Origin of the sequence: Ideonella sp. (assembly GCF_036277275.1) — a bacterium.
Classification (GTDB): Bacteria; Pseudomonadota; Gammaproteobacteria; order Burkholderiales; family Burkholderiaceae_C; genus Ideonella.
In genome coordinates this window covers 15,854-38,626 of sequence record NZ_DASUNH010000104.1, presented here as the reverse complement: position 1 = coordinate 38,626, position 22,773 = coordinate 15,854, and the positions used below count along the sequence as shown (strand labels likewise).

Genomic DNA, 22,773 nt, shown 5'->3' with positions numbered 1-22,773 from the left:
GCCCGTCGGTGCCACGGGCGAGCGAGTGCCGGCAATTCGAAGCCCTTCGCGAGCCGGCAGGCTGGCGCTCGCTGCGCTCCACGCAACGTTCGGACACATCGATTCGCGTAAACGCGAAGGCGGGCCGGGTGGGTACGGCCAAGTAACGGTGCTAGTGTCAGGCCTCCTCATGAAAGCGCTGCCGCACCCATGAAACCACCTCCGTCCACCTCGCGCCGCCAGGCGCTGGCCACCGGCATCGCGTTGCTGGCTGGCTCGCCGCTGTCCCTGGCCGGCACCGAACAAACCGGCGCCGCACCGGCCTTCGACCTGCCGCTGCTGGCCGGCAAGAGCGTCAAGCGCGGCATTGCCTATGACCTGGCCAACCGCGAAGACCTGCGCGCGCTGTCGCCCGGCGTCAGCTGGTGGTACGACTGGGGGCTGAAGCCCAACCCCGGCGTGCCGGCGGCCTACCGGCGCAAGTTCGACATGGACTTCTACTCGATGCTGTGGAACGACGTGTACGACCACGCCGCCGTCGTCGACTGGTTGCTGGCCCACCCGAAGATCAAGTTCCTGCTGGTGTTGAACGAGCCGAACCTCGTCGAGCAAGCCAACAAGACGCCACAACAGGCCGCCGCGTTCTGGCCCGGCTACGAGCGCATCGCCGCCGAAACCGGCGTGAAGATCGTCGGCCCACAGATCACCTGGGGCACGATGTCACCCTACAACGACCCGGTCGCCTGGCTGGATGCGTTCTACGCCGCCTACCGCTCGGCCAACGGCGGGCGTGACCCGCGCATCGACTACCTCGGCTTCCATTGGTATGACTACGGCCTGTCCGGCCAGCTGGACCGTTTGACCAAGTACGGCAAGTCGTTCTGGGTCACCGAATTCGCCAACTGGCACTGGCAGCCCGACGGCGCGCAGATCGACACGCTGGAAAAGCAGATGGCGCAGATGACCGACATGGTCGCGGTCTGCGAGCAGCGCACGGATGTGTTCCGTTATGCCTGGTTCACCGGCCGCTGGAACCCCGATCCGCACTTCACCAGCCTGCTGGCCAGTACCGGGCAGCTGACCGCGTTGGGCAAGCACTACCTGTCGCTGCCGTTCACCAAGCCGCGGCCGCTGACGAACGAGATGAGCGAAGCCGAGGCCTTCGACCTGGGTTGAGACGCGGGGGCCCCTGACGCCCAGGCCGCCGCGGTGAGCGCGGGCATTCGGCGCTCGGCAGCGGTTCCCGCCTGGGCCTCGATCAGGCGGCCGGCTTGGCGAACGACAAGGACACTGCACCGCCGATCAAGGCCACCAGGCACAGTGCATCGGCGACGACGACTTTCGACAGCTGCGGGTTGTACCCACCCACCAGCATGGCCATGCCGACGAAGGCGGCTGTGCTGACGGTGCCCGCCGTCAACGCTGCGGCTTGCAGGTCCCTGTTGAACGCGGCGTAGAGAAAGAACACGCCGAGCAAGCCGAACAGGACGGCTCGGTGGCGCAGCAGAATCTCGAGGTTGGGTTCCGAGACGCTGACGCCATAGAGGACGGAGAGTCGATCCGGCCCCGCCATCCCGATGAGCGGCAGCAGGTGGATCAGGCCTGCGAACAGCAGTGCGACGGTGGCGAAGTGGCGCATGGCCGAGACTGTGCCGTCGGCGAGCCCGCCGCGGCAATGACCTGTGAGGTCATCACCAGCGGCGGCATGTGCACAGTCGATGCCCTTGCGTTGCCGACCTCAGTTGGTCCGCATGGCCGGCCGCGGCGGGCCGTTCATCCACGACAGGAACAGCTCCTTGAGGGGGCCCTTCTGACGCTCGATCGCGCTGCCCAGCGACCAGACCACCGCCAAGGTGCCGAACGCCACGAAGGCCGCCCGGTGTGCCTCCATGTCAGCGGCCGGTGTCAGGGCGGCGAAGAACTGCAGCAGCGGATAGTGCAGCAGGTACAAGGCGAACGTGAAGCCCGCGGCATAGCGGATCGGCCGCTCGATGAGCCCCGGGAGCTTGCGCAAGTGCGGGGCCAGCGTCGCGGCGCCGATGAAGTTGGCCGCCACGCAGGTGCCGATCAGGTAGCTCGCCAGGAACCGCCGCGACCACGAAAGCTTGTCGTGCATCGCGTCCTTGCCGACGACTTGCTCGGTCAGGTCCAGCAGATAGTCGGGGCCGCCGCCGAGGCGGAACAGCAGGTAGAACGCCATCGAGCCGAAAAACAGGGCGAGGCCGGCACGCACGCTGAGCTTGATCGTCACCGAGTACCGATACGCCAACACACCGAGCCACCAGACCGGCAGCAACAGCAGGATCTTCGGCCCGATCAACAGGCAGATCGCCGTCACGGCCACGACCCGTGTGTGCCCGCGCAGGAAGTGCGCGGCGGCGAACAACGCGTAGTACCAAGCCTCGTAACCCAGCGACCAGAACGGCCCGTTGGAAAAAGGCCGGGTGTAGGAGAACCACAACTCGTTCGTGAAGGTCAGGCCTGCCAGCACCCGGCTCAGCGGGAAGTCGTATTCATACCAGCGGCCGGTGTACAGGCTCGGGTTCAGCTGCGAGCCGGCTGCGTCCAACACGATGGTCAGGATCAGCGCAGGCACGACGACCGAATACAGCCTGGCGAAGCGGCTGGCGGCGTATTCCTCGATCGTCCGCTCCTTCTGGGCGACGACGTAGGCGATCACGAAACCGGACAGCACGAAGAACACCATCACGGCGTCGTTGCCGAGGTGCGCGAAGCGCCAGAACACGGGCAACCCGCCGGTGAATCGCTCGTAGGTGGCATGCACGACGAACACCATCAGCGCAGCCAGGAACCTGATCAGATCGAGATAGATTGAAAGATTTCGATGCATTGAGCCTCCTCCGAAGATTTTCCGGGGTGGCTTCGCGTCCACGCGATTGACAAGCTGAAATTTTTGGATCAACCAGTGAATGCATCGGTCATCGACATGTCATTCACTTACAGCGTTAGCCCTTGAAACCAGGGCGTTGCGCGGCCGCGGGAACGGTCATTGCACGGTTTCATACCGATTCATTTCGCCCTGTCCGTCCTGTGTAAAGCGCAGCAACAAAGCCGCCCACTGAACGAAGAGCCTCGCCGGCATTGCGTCCACCATGCACCCTAGGGATCGACAAGACGATCACCGGCGAGGCAAGGCCTGCAACACCACCGAAGCCCTGCTCGCTGCGGCCGATGCTGCGATGTGCTGCACCAGGCCATCACGCGCCGCAGTCGCGCGGGTGCAGCGGTCCAACGCGGTCGGATGGCCGCTGCGCTGGCCCCTTACCGGGGCTCAGGTGGCCTGCGAAGACCCCGGCTCGGCCCCTCGCGCCTGCCCGCCCAGGCCGGCGTCCATCAACGCCACGAGGAACGTTCGCCCGGCCGGGTCGACATTGAACGCGGCATGGACGACATGCGGGTCTCCATGTCGCCGGTTCAACTGCAGGGAACAGGTCTGGGCGCCACGGCCCACGCTGACGCGCGTCAGTTGCAAGCGCAGCAGCTGGGCGCTCTCGGCCGTGAGGAAGCTGCACAGAGACTGGCCCACGAGCGCATCGCGTTCTGATGCGAGCAGCGCAGCACCGGGGAGATTGAGCTCGTGCATGGTGCCGACGAGATCGACGGTGAAGCAGCCCACCGGCATCGCGTCGTAAAGCTGAACCTGCCTTTGCAGCGCCGACTCCAGCTCGGCCCGTGAAGCACGAAGCTCCTCCGCCTGCAACTCGACCTCGACCTGGTGCACCTGCAACTCGTGAAGCAGGGCCAGTGCGTCGGCTGCGGTCGACGGCGACGAGGCCAGTTCGTGAAGCACGCTGAAGGCCGCCGCGGCGCCTTCGTGGGCACCCGCCGGCGCGCGTCCGGTCAATCGCGAGACGGCCCGGGCGCGAAGGTCCCCCGGGTGGCCTGATCCTCTGGTCGAGTTCGGCACGGTGAGCACCCTTTCCGGGCGGCAGTGTTGCTGCCCTTCTTGCACTCTACTCCTTGCGCAAACGGGATTCGAGTTCCTTGGCGGTGGTGATGTCGACGAAGGTGATCACCGCGCCCTGGATCACGTTGGCCAGCGTGCGGTAGGGCATGATCCGTACCGAATACCAGTGCCCGTCGTTGGTGGCAATCTCCTTCTCCGAAAAGGCCAGCGTGCGCAGGGTCTCTTTCGCGTCGGCGAACAGCTCCGGATAGACCAGCGTCGTGGCCAGGTCGCTGAGCGGGCGGCCGACATCCCCCTCGCGCAGGTGGATGACGCGGGTGATCTGGTCGGTGAAACGCCGCACGTTCAGGTCGTTGTCGAGAAACAGCGTCGCGATGTCCGTGCTGTTGAGCAGGTTCTGCATGTCGCTCTGCGCCAGCGCCAGATCGTCCAGCTTGGATTGCAGCTCAGTGTTGATCGTCTGCAGCTCCTCGTTCATAGACTGCGCTTCCTCTTTGGAGGTGGTCAGCTCTTCGTTGGCTGACTGCAGCTCCTCGTTGGTCGATTGCAGCTCTTCGTTCGATGCCTGCAGCTCTTCCTGCGATGCATGCATTTCCTGGCGCAGCGCCCTGATCTCCTCTTGCGCGCGCATCAGTTCTTCAGCCATCGCCGGGTCGGCCGATCCGGCCGCGCGCTTACGACGCCCGCGGCCCGAGGGCGCGGCGACATCGCGAAACACGATCATGGCCATGCCCTCGAGTGCCTTGGGCTCCTGGATGCCCTGCACGGTGATGTCCACCATGGCTTCTTCCGCCTCGTCGAGCCGCAGGCCCCGCAGCTCGATGGTCTTCTTCTCGAACAAGGCCGTTCGCAGGGCCACCCCCAGTTGCGCCCGGATGCCCGGCCGCGCCATGACGTGGATGTTCCAGTTCGCCTTGCCCGCCGCGGGCTCCAGGTACTTGCCGGTGCGCCCGCTGATGTAGACGATGTCACCGCCTTCGTTGACCAGCACGGCCGGTGGTGAAAACGCATGCAGCAGGACTTGGTCGGCAAGGGCCTGCAGGTTGGCGGGAGCTGCGCTTGATGAGGACACGTTGGATTCCTGCGCCTTCGCTGGCGACGGTGAGCGGCGATGGACGGGAAAGTGCAGCGTGCCGGCTCCGGCACCATTGTCGCTTCGCCAGTACAAGCGAGACTTCGGCAGCACGGGCGTGAACAGCGACTGAGCGCGGCCGACCGTCTCGGACCCCCCCAGCAACAGCACGCCTCCTGGCGTCAGGCTGTAGTGGAACAGCGGCACCAGCCGCTGTTGCAGCGACGCGCTGAAGTAAATCATCAGGTTGCGGCACGACAAGATGTCCAGCCGCGTGAACGGTGGATCGAGGATCACGTCGTGCTGTGCGAACAGCACCATCTCGCGCAAGCCCTTGTTGACCAGGTAGTAGTCGCCTCCATGGGGACTGAAGAAGCCCGCAAGTCGCTCGGGCGAGACGTCGTTGGCGATCGACGCGGGATAGACGCCCTTGCGGGCCACCGCGATGGCATCTGCGCTGAGGTCGGTGGCAAAGATCTGCAGGCCGATGGCCGCATAGTCGGGCTTGGTGCCCGCCGCCTCCTTGAACACCATGGCCAACGAATAGGCTTCTTCGCCGGTCGAGCAGCCCGCCACCCAGGCCCTCAGCTGATGCCCCCCTTCCCGCGCGTGGCGAGCCAGCATGACGGGCAAGACCTCGTCCTTCAACTCCTGCCAGACGGCCACGTCGCGGAAGAACGAGGTCACGCCGATCAGCATTTCCTTGAACAGCAGGTCAAGCTCCTGCGGGTTCTCGCGCAGGAACGCCTCGTACGCCTGCATCGTGTCCAGGCCGTGCACGGCCATGCGGCGCTCGATGCGCCGAACCTGGGTGCTCGACTTGTACAGGCTCAGGTCACGCTTGCTGCGCTGGTGCAGCAACTCCAGGATCGCGCCCAGCGTCGACAGGTTGTGGGGGCCGTCCAATGGTCGCGCAAGCTCCCCCGAGGCGGCCGACCCCACCACGCTCAGAATGCGCCCGGGCAGTTCGCCCGGCGGCGCAACGATGTCCACGCAACCGGCAGCGATGGCACCGCCGGGCATCGAATCGAACTGCGCCGATTCGGGCTGCTGCGCCAGCGTCAGCCCGCCCTGCGTCTTGATCGCCTGCAGGCCCAGCAGCCCGTCCGAGCCCATGCCGGACAGCACCACGGCGATGGCGCGTTCGCCCTGGTCCCGCGCAAGCGAGGCAAACAACACGTCGATCGGCAGCCGCATGCCGCGAGGCTGCTTCGGCTCGGACAGATGCAGCAGGCCGCCGGCCACCGTCAGCTCGGCGTTGGGCGGGATCACGTAGACACAGTCGGGCTCGACGCGCTCTGATTGGGTCGCCTCGCGCACCGGCATGGCCGTCGACCGCTGCAGCAACTCGCCCAGCATGGCCTTGTGCGTCGGGTCCATGTGCTGCACGACGATGTACGCCAACCCGCTGTTGGCCGGCACATGGGCGAGAAACTGTTCCAACGGCTCCAGGCCACCCGCCGACGCCCCCAGGCCGACCACCCGCGTGGAATGGGAGGCGGCCCGCTGCCGAGGGCCGTTTGCAGAAATATCCATATGCAAGTATCGAGTATCGAGTATCGGGTTCGCGAAGCTGCGGGCGGGGGGCGGTTCTGGGTTGACGGTTCTCAATTGCGCTGCAGCGCAGCAAGCGTATCCTCGCCGGCGTGACCTGCGAACATAAACGTGGGCATACGTGGTGCTGTACGGCCGTGTCATTGGGCCTGCGACGTGCAAGCGTCCAAGGGAGTAAGAACGATGAACCCTCGCCCATCGAAGGGGCGGTGCGACACCTTGTCGAAGGCGTCGGCCGGCCGCGCCCCACCCGTACCCGACGCCCTGCGCCTGTTGCACGAGTTGCAGGTTCATCAGGCCGAGTTGGCGCAGCAGAACGAGGAGCTCAAGTCGGCGCGCGACGATCTCGAGTCGAGCGCTCAACGCTACTTCGATCTCTACGAATCCGCCCCGGTGGGCTTGGTGACCTTGAGCCGGCAAGGCATCGTGCGCGAAGTGAACCGGTATGGCCGGGAACTGCTGGACGACGACAGCGACAGCCTGGAAGGCACATGCCTGCTCGATCGCCTGACGGGCCCCAGCCGAGCCGGCTTGGCCGAGGCACTGGCGGCGCGGGAACCCGGCTCGGCCAGTGCCAGCATCGAGGTTTCCGTCCGCGCACGCGCCAACGACGCGCGAATTCTGCAAGCCAAGGTGCGCCCTCACTCGGCTGGCAGCGACAACATGCTGCTGGCACTGACCGATGTCACGGAACAACGGCGATCCGAGGCCGAACTGGCCTATACCCGCGAGATTCTGGAGCTGTCCAACCGCGTGGCGCGAATTGGCTACTGGCAGGTCGATCTCGACACCGGGGCGATGAACTGGTCTGCCGTCGCGCGCGAGATCTACGAACTGCCGGTCGCGCGCGGCCAGACCCTGGCAAAAACGATCGACTGCTGCAAAGACGACGCGGGCCGGGAAACCCTTCGCCACGCTTTGGCCGCGGCGGTCGCGTACGGCACGACATTCGATCTGGAATTGCAGATTGCCACGCCGGCCGGCCGGGACCGCTGGATCAGGATCACCGGCCGGGCCGACGCAGCCGGCAGCTCCCACCGGCGCTTGTACGGGACGGTCCAGGACATCGACGCCCACTTCGAAGCCGAGTCCGCCCGCGTCGCGCAGGCCGGCGCGGAGTTGGCCAACCGCAGCAAGACAGCCTTTCTCGCCCGCATGAGCCATGACCTGCGCACCCCGCTGAACGCCGTGATCGGCTTCTCGGAACTGCTGCAACTCAACCGTGCCGCGATGTCCACGCCAACCGTGGCCACGCAGGTCCGTCACATCCACCGAGCCGGCAAACATCTGCTCGCGCTGATCGACGAGGTGCTGGACCTGGCACGCATCGAATCCGGTGATCTGCACATCGTGCTTGAACCGGTGCCGTTGGGGGCACTGCTGGACGAATGCATGACGATCGCGGCGCCGATGGCGGCCGAACGCGCCCTCACCTTGCGCACGCCGGCCTGCCCTGCGGACGCCAGCGTGCTTGGCGACCGAACGCGCCTGCTCCAGGTCTTGCTGAACCTGCTGAGCAATGCGGTCAAGTACAACCGAGAGGGAGGCGAGGTCGCGATCGAGCTGGGCGGCGATGACGATCACGTCACCATCGCGGTGCGCGATACCGGTGAAGGCCTGACGCCTGAGCAACTCGGCCAGCTCTTCCAACCGTTCAACCGTCTTGGCGCGGAGCTGCGCGGCATCGAGGGAACCGGGCTGGGGCTGGTGATCGCCAAGCAATTGGTCGAAGCGATGGGCGGACAACTCGAAGCCCAGAGCACGGTCGGCACCGGTTCCGTGTTCACCATGCGCCTGCGCGGCTCGGCAACAGGTCGCACCGAGCTCGCGCGTCGGCCCGGCGAAGCCAGCTTGCGCGAATCCGAGCCGGACGCACACCCCTTCGTTGTGCTGTACGTCGAAGACAACCCGGTGAACGTCGAGGTGATGCGTGCGGCCCTGGCCATGCGCGACCACGTCAAGGTCGAGGTGGCCGTCGACGGACAAGCAGGGCTGGACATGGCGCGGCACTTGCGACCCGATCTCATCCTGCTCGACATGGGGCTGCCGCTCATGGACGGCCCCACTGTCTTCGCCCATCTGCATGCCGACCCGGCACTGGCGCAGATCCCGTGCGTTGCCGTGTCGGCCAATGCCATGGACGCCGACATCAAGCAGGCCCTGGATTCCGGATTCGCCGACTACATCGTCAAGCCTTTCGCACTGCCACGCCTGCTTTCGATGCTGGATCGGATGATGGCGGCCAGGCCTGCCACCTCGCAGACAACGCGTTCGGCGACGTGACGCCGCCTTGCATCAAGACAGCTCGATAGACCGCACACCTTGTGTTCGGTAGCGCACAGATCGCATCCGCCGATGAGCCCACACTGATCACAGTCTTCCGCAGGGCGCAAGGGTCACCCGGGCCGACCTGCATTCATCCACTGGAGATCACCCATGAACACTCGCCACGCATTTGCCGCCGGATTCGCCGCGCTGGCTTTGCTCACCACCACCGGCTGTGCCGTTACCCGCGGCCAAGAGTCCGTCGGCGCGTATGTCGACGACTCCGCCATCACCGCCCAGGTGAAGAGCCGCTTCGTCGAAAACAAGGATGTCGACGCCACCAGCATCCGGGTCGAAACGCTCAACGGCACCGTCATGTTGTCCGGCTTTGCGAAGAGCGTCCTCGAGAAGACCACCGCAGAGGCAATCGCGCGCAAGGTCGACGGTGTCAAGGCCGTCAAGAACGAGATTGCCGTCCGGCCATGAAGGGAGACTCCAAATGAACTGGGATCGCATCAAGGGCAACTGGAAACAGGTCACGGGCAAGGTCAAGTCGGAATGGGGAAAGTTGACCGATGACGACCTCGACGTCGTCGCTGGTCACCGCGAGCAGCTCGCCGGCAAGATCCAGGAGCGCTACGGCATAGCCAAGGACGAAGCCGAAAAGCAACTGGCCGCCTGGGAACGCAAGGCGACCGATTCATGGTTCACGAAAAGTTGACGCCAGCCACCCGAGCCGAGTACCAGGTCGGCGCCCTGGATTCCGGGCGTTCGATCCGATTTGATCGACTCATCCGACGCAGGAGACTCACATGAGCTTGGGGACCATACTGCTGATCGTCTTGATCCTGATGCTGCTGGGCGCCATTCCCACTTGGCCACACAGTCGAAGCTGGGGCTACGCGCCCAGCGGCGTGCTGGGCGCGGTCGTGCTGGTCGTCCTTGTGCTGTTGGTGATGGGCCGCCTGTAGCGGCCCATGCGGCGCCAGCTCACCCCGCCGCTCGGCGAGGTGGCGGAGCCTTCAGTGACGGCGTCTGCCGTCACCCTCAGCCGGCGGCGGTCGTGCACCCGCCGTTCCGAGGGCGAGCAAGATCAAACGCCCGCAACCGCGCTGCCGCCCAGGTTGGCGCAGGCTCGGCGCAAGCGCTGCTGCGCATGGTCGGCCACCGGCTGGATCTCGGGCTTTCCGACAAGGCCGACCATGGTCTGCGGATCGAGAAAACCCACCACCACGCGGCCAGACGGATCCTCGCGCACGATGACGTTGCATGGCAGCAGCAAGCCGATATCCGGTTCGGCTTGCAGGGCCTCGTGCGCCAGCGCCGGATTGCAGGCCCCGAGGATGCGGTAAGGCGGCATCGTGATGCCCAGCTTGTCCTTCATCGCACGCTGTACGTCGATATCGCTCAATACGCCAAAGCCTTCGGCCTTCAACGCTTCAATGGTTTTCGCCAAAGCCTGGTCGAAGGAGACGTCGGTCAGCTTGGTGGTGAATCCGTACATGATGAGTCCCTTGATGTGTGGAGTCAGATGATTGGGTGGACAATGCGTCACTCTCGTGCACCGACGCGAGCGCGTTGAATGGTCGCTTGACCATGGGCGCACTGACGTCCTGCTGCCCGATGTACTGTCAGGGCCTTTGGCGCCCCATCGCTTGCGCCACGTCAACCAAGACAAATCCAACATCACTGCAAAGGCATTCCGGCCATTCGAGCGGCCAGTGAAACTCAGCGGGGAGTTGTGTCATGTGCTCTGTCGTCGGGCCACGAACGAACCGGCTCATCTCCGGCCTGCCGGAAGACGCCCGGCAACGCCTGCTGCCACGGCTCGAGGAGGTCGAGGTATTTCAAGGTCGGGTGCTGCATCAGGCAGGCTGCCAGATGAGCCACGTGTACTTCCCAACCACGGCAGTCGTCTCGCTCATGTATGAAACGGCAGATGGGGCGCCGATGGAGCTTGCGGTCGCCGGCAACGAAGGCATGATCGGCATCGAGCTGATCCTCGGCGGTGGATCCACACCCAGCCAGGCGGTGGTGCGCGACGCCGGTCAGGTGGTGCGGCTGCCAGCGCTGGCGATCCAGGACGAATTCGCCCGCGCGGGTTCGGCAATGCACCTGCTGCTGCGTTACACCGCAGCCCTGATCACGCAGGTGGCACAAACGGCCGTGTGCAGCCGCCACCATTCACTGGACCAGCGCTTGTGCCGCTGGTTGCTGATGAGCATGGACCGTGTTCAGGGCAACGAACTGGCCGTGACGCAGGACCGAATTGCCAACATGCTCGGTGTGCGCCGCGAAGGCGTGACCATCGGTGCGCAGCGGCTGCAGGAGATGGGACTGATCCGCTGCGCGCGCGGCCGGATCGGCGTACTCGATCGCGAAGGGCTCGAGAAGCAGGCTTGCGAATGTTATGCAGTGATCAAGAAGGAGTACGAGCGTTTGCTGCCCGAGGCACTCGACGATTCAGTCTTGTGGCCAAGTCCGGCGGTGCTTTCTGCCGAGGGGCCGGCTCCCGCCATCACCGGGCCCGCTTCACCGATGAGCGGCCGGCAACCCCAACGGCAGATTGCCAGCCTTGATCACCGCGCCGTTGACGACACGCACGTCGAAGCGACTGCCGAGCGGCCGTTGCGCCGGCGCGCGTAGCGCCAGCAGGTGCTGGCGCCCAGGGCGTCGTCAGGCCGGCTCCAGGCCCGCGCCGGGTCGATCGGGCGTCAGCGCGAAGTCCTCGTCCTCATCGCGGCGGTGGACCAGGCGGTAGAGCACCGGCAGCACCAGCAGCGTCAGCGCGGTCGACGACAGGATGCCGCCGATCACCACGGTGGCCAGCGGGCGCTGGACCTCTGCGCCGGTCCCGCTGGCGATGGCCATCGGCACGAAGCCGAGCGAGGCCACCAGCGCCGTCATCAGCACCGGCCGCAACCGCGTCAGCGCCCCTTCGCGGATCGCTTCGTCCAGGTGTCGGCCCTCGTCACGCAGGTTGCGAATGAACGACAGCATCACCAGGCCATTGAGCACCGCCACCCCGGACAGCGCGATGAAGCCTACCGCGGCCGAGATCGACAGCGGGATGCCGCGCAGCCACAGCGCCACGATGCCGCCGGTCAGCGCGAACGGGATGCCGGTGAACACCAGCAGGCCGTCCTTCAGGTTGCCGAACATCGCGAACAGCAGCGTGAACACCAGCAGCAAAGCGACCGGCACGACCACCTGCAGCCGCTTTGTTGCCGACTGCAGGTTCTCGAACTGGCCGCCCCAGGTGGTCCAGTAGCCCGCCGGGATCTTCACCTTTTGCAGCGCCTGCTGTGCCTCGGTGACGAACGAGCCCAGGTCACGGCCGCGCACGTTGGCGCTGACGACGACGCGGCGCTTGCCGTCTTCCCGGCTGACCTGGTTGGGCCCGGGTCCCATCCGCAGCTGAGCCACCTCGCCCAGCGGGATGTAGCTGGTGCGTTGACCCTCGGACTTCGGCAGCGCGATCGGCAAGCGCTGGATGGCGTCCAGGTCCGCACGCAGCCGCTCGGGCAGCCGCACCAGGATGTCGAACCGTCGATCGCCTTCGAACAAGGTGCCGGCATCGCTGCCGCCCGTGGCCGCAGCCACCGCTGCCTGCACGTCGCCAACGTTCAGGCCGTAGCGCGCGGTTTTCTCGCGGTCGATTGCGACGGTCAGCATCGGCAATCCGGTGGTTTGTTCGACATTGACCTCGGCCGCGCCGGGCAATGACTTCAGCGTGTCGGCGATCTGCTGCGCGATGGCGTTCAGCTGGCCCATCTCGTCGCCGAAAACCTTCACCGCCACATCCGCCCGCACGCCGGAGATCAGCTCGTTGAAGCGCAGCTGGATCGGCTGCGAGAACTCGAAGTTCTGGCCCGGCAGCTGCGCGACGACTTGCTGCACCGCTGCCACCAGCTCGTCGCGTGACTTGCGCGGCTCGGGCCACTGCTCGACCGGCTTGAGCATCACGTAGCCGTCCGAGATGTTGGGCGGCATCGGGTCGGAGGCGATCTCGGCCGTGCCCGTTCTGGCAAAGACGCGGTCGATCTCGGGGAACCTGGCCTTCAGCGTGGTCTCCAGCTGCTGCTGCATCGCCACCGACTGCGTCAGGCTGGTGCCCGGCAGCCGCAGCGCCTGCACCGCGAAGTCGCCTTCGTTCAGGCTCGGCACGAACTCGCTGCCGAGCCGCGTGGCCAGCAGGCCCGACAGCGTGACCGCGACGACCGCGAAGGTCAGCACCACCGGGCCCGCGGCCATCACACGGTCCAGCAGCGGCGCGTACAGGCGCCTGGCACCGCGCATCAGCGCGTTCTCTTTCTCGGCCACCTCGCGGCCGATGAACAGCGCCACCGCCGCCGGCACGAAGGTCACCGACAGCACCATCGCGCCGATCAGCGCGATCACCACCGTGAACGCCATCGGGTGGAACATCTTTCCCTCGACCCCGGCGAGCGCAAAGATCGGCAGGTAGACGATCATGATGATCAGCTGGCCGTACAGCAACGGCCGCCGCGCCTCTTGCGACGCCGTGAACACCTCGTGCAGGCGCTCGCGCAGCGTCAGCGGCCGGCCGTGGTGGCCCTGCGCATGGGCCAGCCGCCGCACGCAGTTCTCGACGATCACCACCGCACCGTCGATGATGATCCCGAAGTCCAGCGCCCCCAGGCTCATCAGGTTTGCGCTGACCTTCTGGCTGACCATGCCGCAGAAGGTGAACAGCATCGACAGCGGAATCACCAGCGCCGTGATCACCGCCGCCCGCAGGTTGCCGAGGAACAGGAACAGCACGGCAATCACCAGCACCGCCCCTTCGAGCAGGTTCTTCTTGACCGTGCCGATCGCCTTGTCGACGAGCTGCGTGCGGTCATAGACGGTGATCGCCTGCACGCCGGCCGGCAGCGTGCGGTTGATCTCGACCATGCGCCTGGCCACCGCCTGGGCCACCGTGCGGCTGTTTTCGCCGATCAGCATGAAGACGGTGCCAAGCACCACCTCCTGGCCGTTGGCGGTTGCAGCACCCGAGCGCAACTCACGGCCGAGCTCGACCTCGGCCACGTCGCGGATGCGCAGCGGTGTGCCGTCCACATTGGAGAGGATCACGTTGCCGATGTCGTCCATCGAATGCACCTGGCCGGGCGCGCGGATCAGGTACTGCTCGCCCCGCCGCTCGATGTAGCCGGCGCCGACATTGGCGTTGTTGCGCTCCAGGGCCGCCACGATGTCGGCCATCGTCAGCCCGTGGGCCGACAGCCGCTCGGGGCTCGGTGCCACCTGGTACTGCTTCTCGAAGCCACCGATCGAGTTGATCTCGGTCACGCCCGGCACGTTGCGCAGCTGCGGCTTGATGATCCAGTCCTGGATCTCGCGCAGGTCGGTGGCGGTGTACAGCGAGCCGTCGGGCTTTCTGGCCCCTGGCGTCGCCTCGACAGTCCACAGGTAGATCTCGCCCAGGCCGGTCGAGATCGGCCCGATCACCGGGCTGATGCCGGCGGGCAACTGGTCGCGCGCAGACTGGATGCGCTCGTTGACGAGCTGGCGGGCGAAGTAGATGTCGGTGCCGTCCTCGAATATCACCGTCACCTGCGACAGGCCATAACGCGACAGCGAGCGGGTCTGCTGCAAGCCCGGCAGGCCTGCCATCACCGTCTCGATCGGGTAGGTCACGCGCTGTTCGGTTTCGAGCGGCGAGTAGCCCGGCGCGCCGGTATTGATCTGCACCTGCACGTTGGTGATGTCGGGCACGGCGTCGATCGGCAGCTTCTGGTAGCTGAACAAGCCCAGCGCTGCCATGCCGAGCACGGCCAGCATGACGAGCCAGCGCTGCTCGATGGCAAATCGGATGATGCGTTCAAACATGGAGCAGCCGCCTTCAATGGGTATGGGTCGCCGAGCCCTTGCCGGCCTCGGACTTGACGACGAAGCTGCCGGCCGCCGCGTGCACGCTGCCGGCCGTGAGCCCCTTGACCACCTCGACCCGTTGGCCATCGCTGCGGCCCAGCTCGACAGGCTGGGGCACGAAGCCCCCGTCGACCTTGACGAAGACGACCGGCTGGTCGGCGAGTTGTTGGACCGCGTCGCCGGTCACCGTCACCGCCGCTGGCGCCTCGGCAGTGACCAGCTCCACGGTCACGAACAGGCCGGGTCGCCAGGCACCTTTCGGATTCGCCAACACGATGCGCGCCTTGGCGGTGCGGGTCTGTTCACCCAGCAACGCGCCGACGTAGGCCACGCGGCCGTCGACGCTTTCGCTGCTGGCGCTGGAGCGAACCGTCACCGTCTCGCCCACGCGCACCTGGCCGATGTCCTTGGCCGCGACGTCGACCTCGGCCCAGACAGTGGCCAGGTCGGAGACGATGAACACGTTGGCATCCTCCTTGACCAGTTCTCCGAGCGCGATGTGCTTCTCGACAACGTTGGCGTCGAATGGCGCGCGCAGCTCGTAGCGGTTCAAGCCGCCGCCGTTGCCACCAGCACCGATGGCCTGCAGCTTCTGCCGCGCATTGGCCAGTGCGATCTCGGCTTCATGCCAGGCCTGCTCGGCGACGAGCACGTCTTGCTGCGGCGAAATCTTTTCCTGCCAGAGCTTCTTTTCGCGCTCATAGGTCGAGCGGGCGAGCTGCTCGCGCTTTTGGGCCGCCTGCAACTCGCTGCGCTGCTCGGAAACCGTCGCACTGTTGATGACCGCCAGGACCTGGCCTTTGCGCACGCGTTGGCCCAGGCTGGCGCCGACGCTCTCGACCACACCGGCCACCCGGGGCACGACGTGAGCGGTGCGGTCTTCATTGAACCGGATCTCGCCGGGCAGCCGAAGCGACGAGCGGATGCTGGCCGGCGCCGCGGCCTCCAGCGTGATGCCGGCCGCCTTGACCTGCGCCTCGCTCATCGTGATCCGACCTTTCTCGCCGGCATGCGAGCCCTTGGCGGCCTCATCGTGGTGTTCGTCGTCGGCGTGCTCGTCGGCGTGCTTGTCGGTATGGCCGTGCCCTTCAGCCTTCTCGCCATGGTGCTCGCCATCGGCGTGGTCTTCGTCATGGCCGTGCTCGTGCGCCTCGGCGAGCGTGGCCGGTTCGACGCGAAGGATCGTCACCGCGCCGACGAGGCCGAGCGCAACGAGCACCGCGATCGCGATCCAGTGTTTCTTGCTGGTGTGGGGTGTGGAAGGTTTCATCATGTCTCTCAGGGCTGACGTGGCGCCGCAGTGGGGTCGCCCGGGTTGGCAGGGCCGGCGAGCAACTGGTCGATGTCGGCGGCAGCCCGATGCGCCTGGGCCGCGGCTTTCAGGTGTTGGGTGCGGGCTTGCAGCAGCGTGCGTTGGCTGTCCAGCACGTCGAGGAAGCCGAACTTACCGAGCTCGAAGCCCTTGGCGCTGATGTCGTACGCAGCTTGCGCGCCGGGGAGGATCTCGCCCTCCAGCGCCTTCGCCTCGGCCACTGCGGCCTGCAGCCGGGAATGGGCCGAGGCCACGTCGGCCTGCAGCCGCAGCCGCGTCGCCTGCGCCTCGTAGCGGGCCTTGTCCTGGCGCCGCAGCGTTTCCACCTCCGCGCCGCGGTTGCCGTCGAAGACCGGCAACGGGATCGACAGCGTCAACAGCGCCTGGCTGCGGCCCAGTTCTTCGGACCGTCTGGTGCCCACGCCAATGGTCACATCGGGCACCCGCCTGGCACGCTCCAGCCGCGCCAGCGCCCCCAGGCGCTGCACTTCCAGTTCGGCCAGGCGCAGCGCCGGCGCATCGGCCAGCCGTGCTTGCAGGCCCTCCTCTGCCGGCACCGCCGGCACCTGGAGCGTGCCGTCGACCCGTTCAACCCGCCGCCCGCCGCCGGTGGCGGCCTGCAACGCCAGCAACGCTGCACGCCACTCGGCCTGCGCTTGCGCGGCCTCGACACGCACGGCGGCCTCGGCCACCTTGGCTTTGGTCTCGTCGATCGGCGCGACCTTTCCCGCCGCCACACGCCTGGTGGCGGCGGCCGACGCGCGGGCGGCCAGGGCCAGCGCGGCGTCGGCCAGTTGCAGGCGTTGCTGCGCCGCCAGCGCATCGATGAACGCCACCGTCACCTGGGCGCGCAGCCGCGCGCGCTGAGCCTCGTTCTGGTGGCGCGCGGCCATCAGCGCATGCCCGGCGGCATCCTGGCGCGCCGCGCGTTGGCCACCCAGCTCGATCGGCTGGTTCAGCATGAAGGTGGTGGTGCGGGTGTCGCGCCGGGTGTCTTCCAGCTCCGCTTCGAACACCGGATTCGGGTGGGCCCCGGCCTGCAGCAGCGCCGCATCGGCGGCCTCTATCTGGCTGCGCGCCGCGTCCAGCTCGGGCCGGTGTTGCAGTGCCAGCGCGATCGCTGCCTCCAGGGTCAGCGCGGGGGCGTCGGCGCCAGGCGCCGTTGAAGGCCAAGGCGCGGCGCGCTCGGGCGCAGGCTGCGCCCAGGCAGGGGAAATCGTCAGTGCCGCCCACAAGGGCGGCAGCCAAGCATGTCGCATCGAATACTCCGTGGTTGATCAGGCAACGGGGGAGGATTCGGCGAAGCGTCTGCAGGCGAATGCCTCGCAGCGCAAGCTCGCGCGCGGAACGCGCGAGGAAGTGCGTGAAGAAAAGGGACGCTCGCCGAATCAGGCGAGGCGTCTGTCGGGCCGTTCGGGTGCGGCAGCGATGTGCGACTCGTACAGCGCCGCCACCGAGGCCACCTGGGGCGACGGAGCGTGCGGCCACAGGCCCAGGGCCTCGGCAGTCAACGGTTGTGCGCAACCGAGGTGGCAGACGGCGCAGTCTTCATCCAGCGCGAGCGGGTTGCCCTCGTCGATGGCGTCGTCGGACCACGCATTTGCATGGTCAGGCGGTGCATCGGCGGCCGAACGGTCGGAAACGGTGGTCTGTTTGTCGAGCGACGCACTTGCCAGCGGGTGCTCATGCTCATGCGCATGGTGACCAAAGTGCGCGCCTTGCGCCGGCGCCTTTTCATGCTGGCAATAACCCGCCACCGCCGCCCACGAAAGCTGCAGCGGCAGGACGGCCAACATCAACAGTACGAGCCAGCGGCGCATCAAATCAGTATAGCCACTACAGGGTTGACGCCGATGGCACCGGGGGTGCGCCCTCGGACGGTGCACGCACCTTGGAAGCCCGCAACAGCCGCAGGCCATTGGCCACCACCAGCAGGCTCGCCCCCATGTCGGCGAACACCGCCATCCACATCGTGGCCGAGCCGAACAGCGCCAGCACGAAGAATGCCGCCTTGATGCCCAGCGCCAAGGTGATGTTCTGCCACAGCACGCTGTGGGTCCGGCGCGAGAGCCGCACCGTCTCGGCCAAGCGCCGCAGATCGTCGTTCATCACCACCACGTCGGCCGCTTCCATCGCGGTGTCGGTGCCGGCGGCGCCCATGGCGATGCCGATGTCGGCCTGGGCCAGCGCGGGCGCGTCATTGATGCCGTCGCCCACCATCGCGGTCGTGCCATGTTGCACCTGCAGCGCCCGGATGGCGCCGAGCTTGTCGTCCGGCAGCAGGTTGCCGCGCACGTTGTCGATGCCCGCCTCGCGCGCGATCGCCTCGGCCGTCAGCTGGTTGTCCCCGGTCAGCATCACCGGCGTGATGCCGAGCGAGCGCAGTTCGGCCACCGCCGCCTTGGACGACGGCTTGATCTTGTCCGCCACGGCGAACACGGCGAGGACGCCGGTGTCCGACGCCAGCAGGCTGACCGTCTGGCCAGCCCTCTCGTGCGCCTGCAGCGTGGCCTCCAGCGCCGTCGAGCACTGCCCACGCTCGTGGAGCAGCCGGTGATTGCCGAGCACGTACACCATGCCGTCAATCTCGCCTTGCACGCCGCGCCCGGCCAACGCCTTGAAGTCTTTTGGGTCGAGGATGCTGGGCACCAGACCGGCGGCGATCGCCTTGGCGACCGGATGATCCGAGTGGCCGGCCAGCGCCGCGGCGATGCGTTCGACCTTCGCCGCGTCCTGCGCTGCATCGAGCAGCGACCAGGTCACCAGGCTGGGCTTGCCTTCGGTGAGGGTGCCGGTCTTGTCCAGCGCCATGGCCTTGATGCCGCGCGCCAGCTCCAGGTGGGCGCCTCCCTTGATCAAGATCCCGCGCCGCGCTGCGGCGGCCAGGCCGCTGACGACCGTGACCGGGGTCGAGATCACCAGCGCGCAGGGGCAGGCGATCACCAGCAGCACCAGGGCCTTGTAGACGGCCGTCCCGATGTCCCACCCGAGGGCCACCGGGCCCAACATTGCCACCGCCAGCGCCAGCACGAAGACCGCGGGCGTGTAGATCGCGGCAAAGCGGTCGACGAAGCGCTGCATCGGGGCTCGGCTGCCCTGGGCCTGCTCGACGGCGTGGATGATGCGCGCCAGCGTCGAGTGGGTGGCCAGGGCAGTCACCCGAATCGACAGCGTGCCGCTGTCGTTGATCGTGCCGGCGAATACCGGGTCGCCGGGCGCCTTGTCGACCGGGATGCTCTCCCCGGTGACAGGGGCCTGGTTGATCGCCGAATTTCCGTCGATGACCTCACCGTCCAGCGGGACGCGCTCGCCAGGCCGCACGCGCACCGTCGCATTCAGCGGCACATCGGCTGCCGGTCGGGTCTGCCATGTGCCATCGGCCTGACGCACGGACGCCTCTTCCGGCGCCGTCGCCAGCAGGCCGGAGATGGCGTTGCGTGCCCGGTCGACCGCACGCGCCTCGAGCAACTCGGCGATCGAGTACAGCGCCATGACCATCGCCGCCTCCGGCCACTCGCCGAGCACGAATGCGCCCGCCACGGCCACGCTCATCAGCGCATTGATGTTCAGCCGCAGGTGCCGCAGCGCGACAAGGCCCTTCTTGAGCACGTCCAGCCCGGCCAGCGCGATGGCCGCGGCAGCCAGCCCCATGCTCACCACGGGGCCCCAGATGCCTGGCGGCAAGGTCAGCGACAGCAGCTCGGCAGCTGCGGCCAGTGCCAGCGCGAGCAACAGCCGCGGCAGCCCGGCACCTGACGCGTGGCCACGCTCGCGTGGCCGCCCAGGCGCGGCGGATTCGACCACCCACCGCGCCGCCTCGAAGCCGGCGCGCCGAATCGCGGCAACCGCCTGCTCGGTGACCGCCGGCTCAGCGTCGATCTCCAGGCTGCGCTCGGCCAGCCGGAAGCGCAGGCCGCGGATGCCCGGCACGGCCTCGAGCGCACGCCGGATCTCGGCCTCCTCGACTGCGCAGTCCATCGCCGGAATGCGCCAACGCTGCGCTGGCGAGCCTGCTGCGGGCGGTGGCGGTGCTGCAGGCGCCGGCGCCTGGTCGCCTGCGCAACATCCCCCGCAGCCGCTGGCGCGGGGAACGGCGCCGTGTTGGTGCTCATGTCTCATGCCACCATTGAAAACCCTGTAGCAGGTGTAGAGTCAAGACCCGCCGATTGAAAGGTCAATCGGCTCGTCGAGGGGTCTTGGAATGCGCATCGGTGAACTGGCCAGGGCAAGCGGTACGCCGATCGAAACGATCCGGTTCTACGAACGCGAGGGCCTGTTGCCGGCGCCTGCCCGCACCGAAGGCAACTACCGGATCTACGGCAGTGCCCACGCCGAGCGCTTGAGCTTCATCCGTCAATGCCGCAACCTGGACATGACGCTGGATGAAGTCCGCACCTTGCTGGGCTTCAGGGATTCACCGCAATCGGACTGCGGCGAAGTGAACCTGCTGCTGGACGCGCACATCGAGCATGTCGCCGAGCGCATCCGGGAACTCAAGACGCTCGAGACGGAGCTCCGCAGCTTGCGTGCGCGCTGCAAGTCGCCGCATGCGACGGCCGACTGCGGCATCCTGCAAGGCCTGGAAAGTGCCGCGGGCCGCGCGAACAAGCCTGCCAAGGGCAAGCACGTTCGCGGCGCGCATTGACGCCACCGGCGTCGCGTGCCCTCAAGGCGAGCCCAGGCGGGTGTGCCTGCCCAGCCCGCCCGGGCCCCCAGCGGCTACCTTGATGCGGTCAGCGCTGGCACAAACACTCGTAAGGCGTGGCGAACACCTCCTGGCCATCCCACCCGACGATGCAGGCCTGGCTCCATACGGGTTCCACGTTGTAGCCGGCCCGTTTGCCTTCGTTGTTCTGATTCGCGCGGCAGACGTGGAAGGCATTTCCATTCGGCGCATAGGTACCGCTCGTGACCGGACGCGCCTTGGCCGCGGCGCAGACCCGGGCACATGACTCGGTGCCTGCCACCCATGCCTGTGTCCAATCAGCGCCCGCGTAGGACGCCGATGCACCGAGCAGCGCAGGCGCCAGGAGCACGGAAACGACCATCCTGTTCATGACATTCTCCTCATGCAATCAGCTGTTGCGTCTTGGCTGGTCGCCCAGGGTGACGGCCGCGCCAGGAACCACGATGGAGTTGGCTCGAAGGATTTCGGCCAAGCACTGGCGGGGAACAACCAAGGCCCCGCTTCGCCCTTACGACGATGTCGCCGCGCGTGCAGGCTAATTGCGGCGGCCAGTGCTCGGCCATTACGGCCGATTACGACCTATTGCGGCCTATTGCCGCCGACTACGGCGGCGCGGGGCGCGCGGCCAACGAAGGGAGGTTCTTCGTGGGCGCGTTGGCGGGGAGGCGCGATCCGGGGCCGAAGAGTTGCCGCGCCATGCCAGCACCCTGCGTCGGCCCGAGATCGTTGAATGCCCGGAGGCTCGGGCGGGCTTTGCCGTCAGCCCTGGAACGCGCGCTTGCGCCAATCGGACAGCACCTGCGTCCAGGAGTCGCTGACGCCGGCTTCCTCTTGGAGCGCGGCCTTGGCCGGCGCGTCGTCGTCCGTCCAGGCCCAGGTCCAGCGCGCGCTGCCGTCTTCTTGCACCTTGGCCTCGAAGAACCCCGCCAGGAGGTTGACGGTCTGCGCATCGCCCACCTCCGCCCTGAAGCTGTCGGCGTCGTAGGTGACGATGTTGCAGCCACTTTCCAGGCAATAGCTGGCCAAGCTGAACCAGCGGGCCGCCAGGGGTTGTTGATGATGGACTGCGAGCAAATCGGTTTCTGTCATCGGCGGATTGTCCGCCACGGCGCGATTGCCCTTAGAAGTTCGAATGTGGTAATTGCGCGGGCGGGCGGGCGGCCCGCCGCGATCAAGTTGGGCGACATGCGCCCGGCGTCGCGCAGAATGCGCCCATGAAGTCCCCCAAACGCCTGCAGGCGCTGATTGACGAAGGCCTGGTCGACACCGTGCTGCGGCAGCTCAAGAGCGGCAAGGAAGCCGATGTCTACGTGGTGATGTGCGGCGGCGAGGTGCGCGCGGCCAAGATCTACAAGGAAGCGACGAACCGCAGCTTTCGCCAGGCGGTCGACTACACCGAGAACCGCAAGGTCAAGAACACCCGCCAGGCCCGCGCCATGGCCAAGGGCACGCGCTACGGCCGCGAGCAGCGAGAGGCGGCGTGGCAAAGCGCCGAGGTGGACGCGTTGTACCGCCTGGCCGCCGCTGGCGTGCGCGTCCCGCGCCCCTACAACTTTCTCGAGGGCGTGCTGATCATGGAGTTGGTGGCCGACGCCGAGGGACAGGCAGCGCCGCGGCTGAGCGAGATGCCTTTCACGGCCGACGAAGCCCGCGCCCACCACGCCACGCTCATCAGCGAGGTCGTGCGCATGCTCTGCGCGGGCGTGGTCCACGGCGACCTCTCGGAGTTCAACATCCTGCTGGCCGCCGATGGGCCGGTGATCATCGACCTGCCACAGGCGGTGGACGCGGCCGGCAACAACCACGCGCTGCGCATGCTGATGCGCGACGTCGACAACCTGCGCACCTTCTTCGGCCGGTTCGCGCCGGACCTGCTGAGCACCCAGTTCGGGCCCGAGATCTGGAGCCTCTACGCCGGCGGGCTGCTGGAGCCAGAAACGCCGCTGAGCGGCCGCTATGAACACCGGCCCGGCGCCGTCGACCTGGAAGGCGTGATGCGAGAGATCGAGGACGCACGGCTGGAGGAAGAAGCCTTTCGCATGCGCCTGGCGTAGCGGTGCCAGGTGTCGGTCGGCGGCGGC

At 67.0% G+C, this 22,773-nt stretch carries 20 protein-coding genes; 8 read left to right on the top strand and 12 right to left on the bottom strand.

What is annotated here, in order from left to right; all coding sequences use genetic code 11:
• Window positions 1-189: 189 nt before the first annotated feature.
• A complete protein-coding gene (locus tag VFY73_RS17490) occupies window positions 190-1,155 on the top strand; it encodes a glycosyl hydrolase (RefSeq protein WP_329721069.1) in 966 nt (321 codons plus the stop codon).
• 82 nt (window positions 1,156-1,237) lie between these two features.
• Here VFY73_RS17490 and VFY73_RS17485 read toward each other — a convergent pair whose 3' ends face one another.
• The 4 genes from VFY73_RS17485 to VFY73_RS17470 all read right to left on the bottom strand — a co-directional run bounded on the left by VFY73_RS17485 (window position 1,238) and on the right by VFY73_RS17470 (window position 6,515).
• Window positions 1,238-1,618 carry a phosphopantetheine adenylyltransferase gene (locus tag VFY73_RS17485; RefSeq protein ID WP_329721067.1) on the bottom strand — a complete coding sequence of 127 codons (381 nt, stop codon included), beginning with the start codon at window positions 1,616-1,618 and terminating at the stop codon, window positions 1,238-1,240.
• 99 nt (window positions 1,619-1,717) lie between these two features.
• Window positions 1,718-2,830, bottom strand: coding sequence for an acyltransferase (locus tag VFY73_RS17480; RefSeq protein ID WP_329721065.1), 1,113 nt, complete (start codon window positions 2,828-2,830; stop codon window positions 1,718-1,720).
• 441 nt (window positions 2,831-3,271) lie between these two features.
• Complete coding sequence (locus VFY73_RS17475; protein WP_329721063.1) at window positions 3,272-3,721, bottom strand: PAS domain-containing protein; 450 nt, start codon at window positions 3,719-3,721, stop codon at window positions 3,272-3,274.
• 232 nt (window positions 3,722-3,953) lie between these two features.
• Window positions 3,954-6,515, bottom strand: a complete 2,562-nt coding sequence (locus tag VFY73_RS17470; protein WP_329721061.1) for a chemotaxis protein CheB — start codon at window positions 6,513-6,515, stop codon at window positions 3,954-3,956.
• A gap of 201 nt (window positions 6,516-6,716) precedes the next feature.
• On the opposite strand from VFY73_RS17470, the gene VFY73_RS17465 reads away from it, so the two are divergent.
• The 4 genes from VFY73_RS17465 (at window position 6,717) to VFY73_RS17450 (ending at window position 9,769) form a co-directional block, all read left to right on the top strand.
• Window positions 6,717-8,816 carry a PAS domain-containing hybrid sensor histidine kinase/response regulator gene (locus VFY73_RS17465; protein ID WP_329721059.1) on the top strand — a complete coding sequence of 700 codons (2,100 nt, stop codon included), beginning with the start codon at window positions 6,717-6,719 and terminating at the stop codon, window positions 8,814-8,816.
• A 153-nt stretch (window positions 8,817-8,969) separates the two neighbouring features.
• A complete protein-coding gene (locus VFY73_RS17460) occupies window positions 8,970-9,284 on the top strand; it encodes a BON domain-containing protein (RefSeq protein WP_329721057.1) in 315 nt (104 codons plus the stop codon).
• A gap of 13 nt (window positions 9,285-9,297) precedes the next feature.
• On the top strand, window positions 9,298-9,519 hold the full coding sequence (locus VFY73_RS17455) for a CsbD family protein (RefSeq protein WP_329721055.1): 222 nt from the start codon (window positions 9,298-9,300) through the stop codon (window positions 9,517-9,519).
• Window positions 9,520-9,610: 91 nt separating this feature from the next.
• Window positions 9,611-9,769 carry a DUF3309 family protein gene (locus tag VFY73_RS17450; protein WP_329721053.1) on the top strand — a complete coding sequence of 53 codons (159 nt, stop codon included), beginning with the start codon at window positions 9,611-9,613 and terminating at the stop codon, window positions 9,767-9,769.
• 122 nt (window positions 9,770-9,891) lie between these two features.
• Here the strand turns inward: VFY73_RS17450 and VFY73_RS17445 are convergent, their stop codons facing one another.
• Window positions 9,892-10,353, bottom strand: a complete 462-nt coding sequence (locus VFY73_RS17445) for a DUF302 domain-containing protein (protein WP_329721051.1) — start codon at window positions 10,351-10,353, stop codon at window positions 9,892-9,894.
• A 191-nt stretch (window positions 10,354-10,544) separates the two neighbouring features.
• On the opposite strand from VFY73_RS17445, the gene VFY73_RS17440 reads away from it, so the two are divergent.
• Window positions 10,545-11,444, top strand: a complete 900-nt coding sequence (locus tag VFY73_RS17440; RefSeq protein ID WP_329721049.1) for a Crp/Fnr family transcriptional regulator — start codon at window positions 10,545-10,547, stop codon at window positions 11,442-11,444.
• A gap of 30 nt (window positions 11,445-11,474) precedes the next feature.
• Here VFY73_RS17440 and VFY73_RS17435 read toward each other — a convergent pair whose 3' ends face one another.
• The 5 genes from VFY73_RS17435 to VFY73_RS17415 form a co-directional block, all read right to left on the bottom strand.
• Complete coding sequence (locus tag VFY73_RS17435) at window positions 11,475-14,651, bottom strand: CusA/CzcA family heavy metal efflux RND transporter (protein ID WP_329721047.1); 3,177 nt, start codon at window positions 14,649-14,651, stop codon at window positions 11,475-11,477.
• Window positions 14,652-14,664: 13 nt separating this feature from the next.
• Window positions 14,665-15,963: an efflux RND transporter periplasmic adaptor subunit gene (locus VFY73_RS17430; RefSeq protein WP_329721045.1), complete on the bottom strand. Its 1,299-nt coding sequence runs from the start codon at window positions 15,961-15,963 to the stop codon at window positions 14,665-14,667.
• Window positions 15,964-15,971: 8 nt separating this feature from the next.
• Window positions 15,972-17,264 carry a TolC family protein gene (locus tag VFY73_RS17425; RefSeq protein WP_329721043.1) on the bottom strand — a complete coding sequence of 431 codons (1,293 nt, stop codon included), beginning with the start codon at window positions 17,262-17,264 and terminating at the stop codon, window positions 15,972-15,974.
• A 129-nt stretch (window positions 17,265-17,393) separates the two neighbouring features.
• Window positions 17,394-17,825 carry a hypothetical protein gene (locus VFY73_RS17420; RefSeq protein ID WP_329721041.1) on the bottom strand — a complete coding sequence of 144 codons (432 nt, stop codon included), beginning with the start codon at window positions 17,823-17,825 and terminating at the stop codon, window positions 17,394-17,396.
• A 16-nt stretch (window positions 17,826-17,841) separates the two neighbouring features.
• The gene (locus tag VFY73_RS17415; RefSeq protein ID WP_414654485.1) at window positions 17,842-20,124 is read right to left on the bottom strand and encodes a heavy metal translocating P-type ATPase; all 2,283 of its coding nucleotides are present in this window, start codon (window positions 20,122-20,124) and stop codon (window positions 17,842-17,844) included.
• An 82-nt stretch (window positions 20,125-20,206) separates the two neighbouring features.
• Here VFY73_RS17415 and cadR point away from each other — a divergent pair, with 82 nt between their 5' ends.
• A complete protein-coding gene (cadR, locus tag VFY73_RS17410; RefSeq protein WP_329721037.1) occupies window positions 20,207-20,650 on the top strand; it encodes a Cd(II)/Pb(II)-responsive transcriptional regulator in 444 nt (147 codons plus the stop codon).
• 88 nt (window positions 20,651-20,738) lie between these two features.
• Here cadR and VFY73_RS17405 read toward each other — a convergent pair whose 3' ends face one another.
• Window positions 20,739-21,062, bottom strand: a complete 324-nt coding sequence (locus VFY73_RS17405) for a hypothetical protein (protein WP_329721036.1) — start codon at window positions 21,060-21,062, stop codon at window positions 20,739-20,741.
• Window positions 21,063-21,451: 389 nt separating this feature from the next.
• A complete protein-coding gene (locus tag VFY73_RS17400) occupies window positions 21,452-21,781 on the bottom strand; it encodes a hypothetical protein (protein ID WP_329721034.1) in 330 nt (109 codons plus the stop codon).
• 125 nt (window positions 21,782-21,906) lie between these two features.
• On the opposite strand from VFY73_RS17400, the gene VFY73_RS17395 reads away from it, so the two are divergent.
• A complete protein-coding gene (locus VFY73_RS17395; RefSeq protein ID WP_329721032.1) occupies window positions 21,907-22,746 on the top strand; it encodes a PA4780 family RIO1-like protein kinase in 840 nt (279 codons plus the stop codon).
• The last annotated feature ends 27 nt before the right edge of the window (window positions 22,747-22,773 follow it).

Excerpts from the sequence above, each read along its gene's own strand:
- VFY73_RS17490 (WP_329721069.1), top strand. The coding sequence starts at position 190 with ATGAAACCACCTCCGTCCACCTCGCGCCGCCAGGCGCTGGCCACCGGC.
- VFY73_RS17485 (WP_329721067.1), bottom strand. The coding sequence starts at position 1,618 with ATGCGCCACTTCGCCACCGTCGCACTGCTGTTCGCAGGCCTGATCCAC.
- VFY73_RS17480 (WP_329721065.1), bottom strand. The coding sequence starts at position 2,830 with ATGCATCGAAATCTTTCAATCTATCTCGATCTGATCAGGTTCCTGGCT.
- VFY73_RS17470 (WP_329721061.1), bottom strand. The coding sequence starts at position 6,515 with ATGGATATTTCTGCAAACGGCCCTCGGCAGCGGGCCGCCTCCCATTCC.
- VFY73_RS17465 (WP_329721059.1), top strand. The coding sequence starts at position 6,717 with ATGAACCCTCGCCCATCGAAGGGGCGGTGCGACACCTTGTCGAAGGCG.
- VFY73_RS17460 (WP_329721057.1), top strand. The coding sequence starts at position 8,970 with ATGAACACTCGCCACGCATTTGCCGCCGGATTCGCCGCGCTGGCTTTG.
- VFY73_RS17455 (WP_329721055.1), top strand. The coding sequence starts at position 9,298 with ATGAACTGGGATCGCATCAAGGGCAACTGGAAACAGGTCACGGGCAAG.
- VFY73_RS17450 (WP_329721053.1), top strand. The coding sequence starts at position 9,611 with ATGAGCTTGGGGACCATACTGCTGATCGTCTTGATCCTGATGCTGCTG.
- VFY73_RS17440 (WP_329721049.1), top strand. The coding sequence starts at position 10,545 with ATGTGCTCTGTCGTCGGGCCACGAACGAACCGGCTCATCTCCGGCCTG.
- VFY73_RS17435 (WP_329721047.1), bottom strand. The coding sequence starts at position 14,651 with ATGTTTGAACGCATCATCCGATTTGCCATCGAGCAGCGCTGGCTCGTC.
- VFY73_RS17430 (WP_329721045.1), bottom strand. The coding sequence starts at position 15,963 with ATGAAACCTTCCACACCCCACACCAGCAAGAAACACTGGATCGCGATC.
- VFY73_RS17425 (WP_329721043.1), bottom strand. The coding sequence starts at position 17,264 with ATGCGACATGCTTGGCTGCCGCCCTTGTGGGCGGCACTGACGATTTCC.
- VFY73_RS17420 (WP_329721041.1), bottom strand. The coding sequence starts at position 17,825 with ATGCGCCGCTGGCTCGTACTGTTGATGTTGGCCGTCCTGCCGCTGCAG.
- VFY73_RS17415 (WP_414654485.1), bottom strand. The coding sequence starts at position 20,124 with ATGAGACATGAGCACCAACACGGCGCCGTTCCCCGCGCCAGCGGCTGC.
- cadR (WP_329721037.1), top strand. The coding sequence starts at position 20,207 with ATGCGCATCGGTGAACTGGCCAGGGCAAGCGGTACGCCGATCGAAACG.
- VFY73_RS17405 (WP_329721036.1), bottom strand. The coding sequence starts at position 21,062 with ATGAACAGGATGGTCGTTTCCGTGCTCCTGGCGCCTGCGCTGCTCGGT.
- VFY73_RS17400 (WP_329721034.1), bottom strand. The coding sequence starts at position 21,781 with ATGACAGAAACCGATTTGCTCGCAGTCCATCATCAACAACCCCTGGCG.
- VFY73_RS17395 (WP_329721032.1), top strand. The coding sequence starts at position 21,907 with ATGAAGTCCCCCAAACGCCTGCAGGCGCTGATTGACGAAGGCCTGGTC.